The sequence below is a fragment of the Kitasatospora sp. NPDC001225 genome, assembly GCF_053597855.1.
In genome coordinates this window covers 1-4891 of sequence record NZ_JBSFJC010000263.1, presented here as the reverse complement: position 1 = coordinate 4891, position 4891 = coordinate 1, and the positions used below count along the sequence as shown (strand labels likewise).

Genomic DNA, 4891 nt, shown 5'->3' with positions numbered 1-4891 from the left:
GCCCCACCGAGCACCACCGGCTCTCCTGGGCGTACATGGACGGACTGCCGAAGTGGCGCCATCTCAAGCACGTTCGGGAGGATGCCGGGCATACGGACGGGCACCCGCCCGCGTCCCCGTCGCGGGCCGGCATCCGCCCGCGGACCGGCACCCGCCCGCACCACCTGCGGGAACCTCGGGACACCTAGGGAAACCTCGGGACACCACCATGCCGACACCACCACGCCGCCCGGCCGCCCCCGGGCCCGCCCTGGGCCTGTGGGCGCTGCACGACCTCCACCTGCGCCACTACCTGGACTACGCCGCGCTGCTCCTGTCGCCCGCCGACGCGCCCCTGGCCGTCCGCGCCGCCTTCGAGGAGCTCGGCGGCCACTGGCTCGACGCCCTGGCCACCGCCAGCCCGGCCGCCTGCGCCTGGCAGGCGGTGCGCCGCCGCGTCTGCGCCCTGGCCGGCCCCCGGCCGCTGGGCCCGGTCGCCCACCTCACCGCCGCCCAGCAGGACGTCCTGCTGCTGCACCTGGTCCTCGACCTGTCCGCCGCCGAGGTCGCCGCCCTCACCGGCACCGAGCCCGCCGCCGTCCACGTCCAGCTCCGCTCCCTGGCGGCCGCCCGCCGCTGAGCGGCCCCGCCCGGGGTGCCCCGCCGTGCGGCGCCCGGGGCCGGGCCGGGCCGGCCCGTACGGCCGGCGGCGCACCCGGAGGTCACCGGTGCGCCGAAGAAGAGCGCCGTGAGAATTCCCGTTTCGGCCCGAGGCCTGTTACGGTCGTAGGAGTTGCAGTTTTGGTTCCCATGAACTCTGTGTGCGCCTGCTGATTCCCATCGCAGGCGTATTTTTTTTCTGAGATCCCGGCGGGTCATCAGTGCGGCGACGAGTAGCCCGCGCAGTGCGGTCTACAGCGCCTTAGAAGGAGAATTTCCCATGGCTTTCGGCACCGTGAAGTGGTTCAACGGGGAAAAGGGCTTCGGCTTCATCCAGCAGGAAGACGGCGGCCCGGACGTGTTCGCCCACTACTCGAACATCAACGCCTCGGGCTTCCGTGAGCTGCTCGAGGGCCAGAAGGTCGAGTACGACGTCACGCAGGGCCAGAAGGGCCTCCAGGCGGAGAACATCCGCCCCGTCGCTCTCTGACATTTCCCGCCGCACGATTCTCGAATCGTAGAGGGAACCGGGGCCCGTACCGCACAGGCGGTACGGGCCCCGGCCCATGTCCGCCCGCCGTCGCCGACCGTTTTCCTTATTCGCGGACTTCGCGAACCGGAATAAAACGGGCATGAGGGAATCCACCCACGCGCCGGATCCGCCGTACGTGCCGGACCCGCCGACGCGAACCGGTCCACGCCTTCCCGCCCTCCGCCGACCGTCCCGTGCAGAAGCCGGCGGTCGCGCCCGCCCCGGGGTGAGCCCGACGGCGGACCGGGACCGTAGACGTGGACGGGGCGCCCGCTGCCGGAGCGGGCGCCGCGGCGCGAGGAGGCAGGCGTGCTCAGGTTCCACGGCGCATGGCGGATCACCGTGGTCGGCACGAGCGCCGACTTCGACCAGCGGGCGGTCGTGCGCGGCGCGTACGGACTGCGGGTGCTGCCAGGGCGGGTCGGCGCCACGATCGCGGTCGACGAGGAGAGCTGGACGCTGTCCCTGGAACACCGCCCGTGGGGCCGCACCTGGCAGCCCAACCTGCGCACCACCCCCGGACCGGTCACCGAACACGACGGCCTGCGCAGCCAGTTGCTCACCAGCAACGACCGCCACTGGCCGGGCAAGCCGCTCGGCTACGTCAACTTCGTGCTGCGCCTGGAGCAGAGCGTCGCCCCGACCGGCGTCGTCCCCCCGCTGCCGTCGCCGTCGCCGGGGGAGTACGGGCGGGCCACCCGGTAGCCCGACGGCGGGTCCGGGGGCTACCCCCAGGCCGGAGCGGCCCGCTGGCCGGGTGTTGCGGCGGGCGGGCGCCGAGTTGACTGGTCGTATCCGCACCAGCCGACCGACCGAAAGGCCGTCACCCGTGTCGTTCCGCACGACCGTCCGCACCGCCACCCGTACCACCGCCACCCGTACCACCGCCGCCCGTACGACCGCCGGCGAGCCCGCCTCCCGCCGCCGCGGCGCCCGGATCGCCGCCGTCGCCGCCCTGGCCGCCGCGCTGGGCGCCACCGCCATGAGCGGCAGCGCCTCCGCGATCGTCAACGGCCGTGACTCCACCGAGCGTTACCCCTTCATGGCCACCCTCCCGCTGAGCGCGAAGCAACTCGCCGACGGCGCCTGCGGCGGCACCCTGATCGACCGCCAGTGGGTGCTGACCGCCGCCCACTGCGTGGTGGGCACCGAGGACACCGGCGTCACCCTCAAGGGCACCGTGCGCATCGGCAGCGCCCACCGCGACAGCGGCGGCAGCGTACGGAACGTCGAGCGCGTCGTCGTCCACCCCGGATTCGGCTTCGGCGACGGCGCCACCCGCCCCAACCACGACGACCTCGCCCTCGTCCGCCTGGACCGCCCCGCCGCCGGGCAGCCCATCCGCATCGCCGACCACCCCGGAACCCCCGGCACCCCCACCCGGCTGCTCGGCTTCGGCACCGTCGTCGACACCCAGGACTACCAGCAGATGGTCTTCCCCGACCGCCTCCAGGAACTGCCCAGCCGCATCGGCGCACCGGCCGACTGCGCCCCCGGCTACGCCGACCCCACCCGCCTGTGCACGCTCAGCCGCGTCCCGCAGGCCATGGCCTGCTTCGGCGACTCCGGCGGCCCCCAGATCCAGCGCGGCCGCGGCGGCCGCTGGGAACTGGTCGGCGCCACCTCCGGCCCCGGCGCCCCCGGCGCCCCCGGCGTGCCCTGCGCGGGCGGCCCCGGCCTGTACACCGACGTGCCCGCCTACGCCCCCTGGATCCGCGCCACCATCGCCGCCGGCTGACGGCCCGGCACCACCACGCGGCTAAAGTCCCAGGTGAGAACCGTCGCGCCCGAGGAGAGCCCGCCATGCCGACCGACCCCGCCGCCACCGCAACCCCCGCCTCCGCCGCGCGCCCGCACCCCGCGCGCCTCGGCCTGGGCACGGCGGCCGTCGGCCGGCCCGGCTACATCAACCTCGGGCGCGACACCGACCTGCCCGCCGACCGCACCGTCGACGCCCTGCGCGCCCGCACCCACACCCTGCTCGACGCCGCGTACGCCGCCGGCGTCCGCTACCTCGACACCGCCCGCTCCTACGGCCGCGCCGAGGAGTTCCTCGGCCAGTGGCTCGCCGAACACCCCCGGGCCGCCGCCGAGGTGACGGTCGGCAGCAAGTGGGGCTACACCTACACCGCCGACTGGCGGACCAGCGGAGTCGCCGCGCACGAGGTCAAGGAACACTCGACGGCCGTCTACGACCGCCAGATCCGCGAGACCCGCGCCCTGCTCGGCGACCACCTGGACGTCTACCTCGTCCACTCCGTCACCCCCGACAGCCCCGCCCTCACCGACCCCGCCCTGCACCGGCGCCTCGCCGCCCTCGCCGCCGACGGCGTGCGGGTCGGCCTGTCCACCAGCGGCCCCGCCCAGGCCGGCACCATCCGCCGGGCCCTCGCCGTCACCGCCGACGGCCGCCCGCTGTTCACCGCCGTCCAGGCCACCTGGAACCTGTTGGAGACCTCCGCCGCCCCCGCCCTCGCCGAGGCCCACGCGGCCGGCTGGCTCGTCGTGGTCAAGGAGGCCATGGCCAACGGCCGCCTGGCCGGCCGCAACGCCACCGGTCCCGACACCACCGCCCTGCGCACCCTCGCACAGCACACCGGCGCGACCGCCGACGCCCTCGCCCTGGCCGTGGCCGCCGCCCAGCCCTGGGCCGACACCGTCCTCTCCGGCGCCGCCACCCCCGACCAGCTCACCTCCAACCTCGCCGCCACCCACCTGCGCCCCACCCCCGAGGACCTCGCCGCCCTCGCGCCCATGGCCGAGCCCGCCGAGGCGTACTGGCGCACACGGGCCGCACTGCCCTGGTCCTGACGGGGCGCCCGCCGCCGGGCGCTGTCGGTGCCCGCCCCTACGGTGGGCCGCATGACCGAGTACCCGGACCTCGCCGCCGCCCTCGCCGCCCTGCCCGTCGACCTGCCGCCCGGCCGGCTGGTCACCGAGGAGGACGGGCGGGAGCCGCTGCTGTGGATCAGCGACGACCCCGCGCCCGCCGGGCTGTGGCGGCAGCTGCACCGCGCCCACCCGCAGACCGGCCTGTGGCCGCTGCTGCTCAGCCCGCTGGACCGCGACGACGACTACCGGCCCTGGCTGTCCGGCGAGCTGTACCCGGCCGAGGCCTCCGAGCCCTCCCGCTACGACCCGCAGGCGCTGCTGCGCGGCTGGTGGAGGCAGGTCGACGAGGACGAGGACGAGGACGTGAGCGAGGACGTGAGCGAGGACGCCGGGATCCTGGACGAGGCCCTGGCCCCCTACGGCCGCACCTGGCCCGGCCCCGCCACCGCCGCCACCGTGCCCGACGGCGCCGCCGGCACCGAGGCCCGGGAACTGGCCGAGGTGCTGGGCTCCGTCAAGGACGTCCGCCTCGGCCTGGTGCGGGCCGGCAGCGGCGCCGAGGCGCTGACGGTCTGCGGCTGGGGCGGCCCGGCGAACCACGCCGGCACTGGCAGGATCGCCGCCGTGCTCGCCGACTGGGAACGCCGCTTCGGCGCCCAGGTGGTCGAAGTCGGCTTCGCCACCCTGGAGTTGAGCGTCCCCGTGCCGCCCGCCACGCTCGCCGAGGCGCTCCCGCTGGCCGCCGAGCACACCGCCTTCTGCCCCGACCTCGTCTTCCAGGGCACCGGCACCCTCACCGCCTACGCCGAACAGCTGGTGGACGCCCACCAGTGGTCCTTCTGGTGGGACTGACCTGACCTCGGGGGGTACGGGGCCGGGGTGTTCAAC

At 75.5% G+C, this 4891-nt stretch carries 6 protein-coding genes and 1 pseudogene; all 7 read left to right on the top strand.

All coding sequences use genetic code 11. The annotated features are described in order from the left end of the window. Positions 1 to 188 (top strand): annotated as a pseudogene (locus ACWDCZ_RS38725) (hypothetical protein); the annotation flags it as partial. A gap of 20 nt (positions 189 to 208) precedes the next feature. Further along, complete coding sequence (locus ACWDCZ_RS38720; RefSeq protein ID WP_380671565.1) at positions 209 to 619, top strand: sigma factor-like helix-turn-helix DNA-binding protein; 411 nt, start codon at positions 209 to 211, stop codon at positions 617 to 619. Positions 620 to 919: 300 nt separating this feature from the next. Then, positions 920 to 1129 (top strand): cold-shock protein, encoded by a 210-nt coding sequence (locus ACWDCZ_RS38715; protein WP_049660537.1) that lies wholly within the window; start codon positions 920 to 922, stop codon positions 1127 to 1129. Positions 1130 to 1480: 351 nt separating this feature from the next. After that, positions 1481 to 1876, top strand: coding sequence for a hypothetical protein (locus ACWDCZ_RS38710; protein WP_449818404.1), 396 nt, complete (start codon positions 1481 to 1483; stop codon positions 1874 to 1876). Positions 1877 to 2000: 124 nt separating this feature from the next. Next, on the top strand, positions 2001 to 2909 hold the full coding sequence (locus ACWDCZ_RS38705; protein WP_449818403.1) for a S1 family peptidase: 909 nt from the start codon (positions 2001 to 2003) through the stop codon (positions 2907 to 2909). A 65-nt stretch (positions 2910 to 2974) separates the two neighbouring features. Beyond that, a complete protein-coding gene (locus ACWDCZ_RS38700) occupies positions 2975 to 3982 on the top strand; it encodes an aldo/keto reductase (protein WP_449818402.1) in 1008 nt (335 codons plus the stop codon). A gap of 51 nt (positions 3983 to 4033) precedes the next feature. Further along, positions 4034 to 4855, top strand: coding sequence for a DUF4253 domain-containing protein (locus tag ACWDCZ_RS38695; protein WP_449818401.1), 822 nt, complete (start codon positions 4034 to 4036; stop codon positions 4853 to 4855). Positions 4856 to 4891 lie beyond the last annotated feature (36 nt).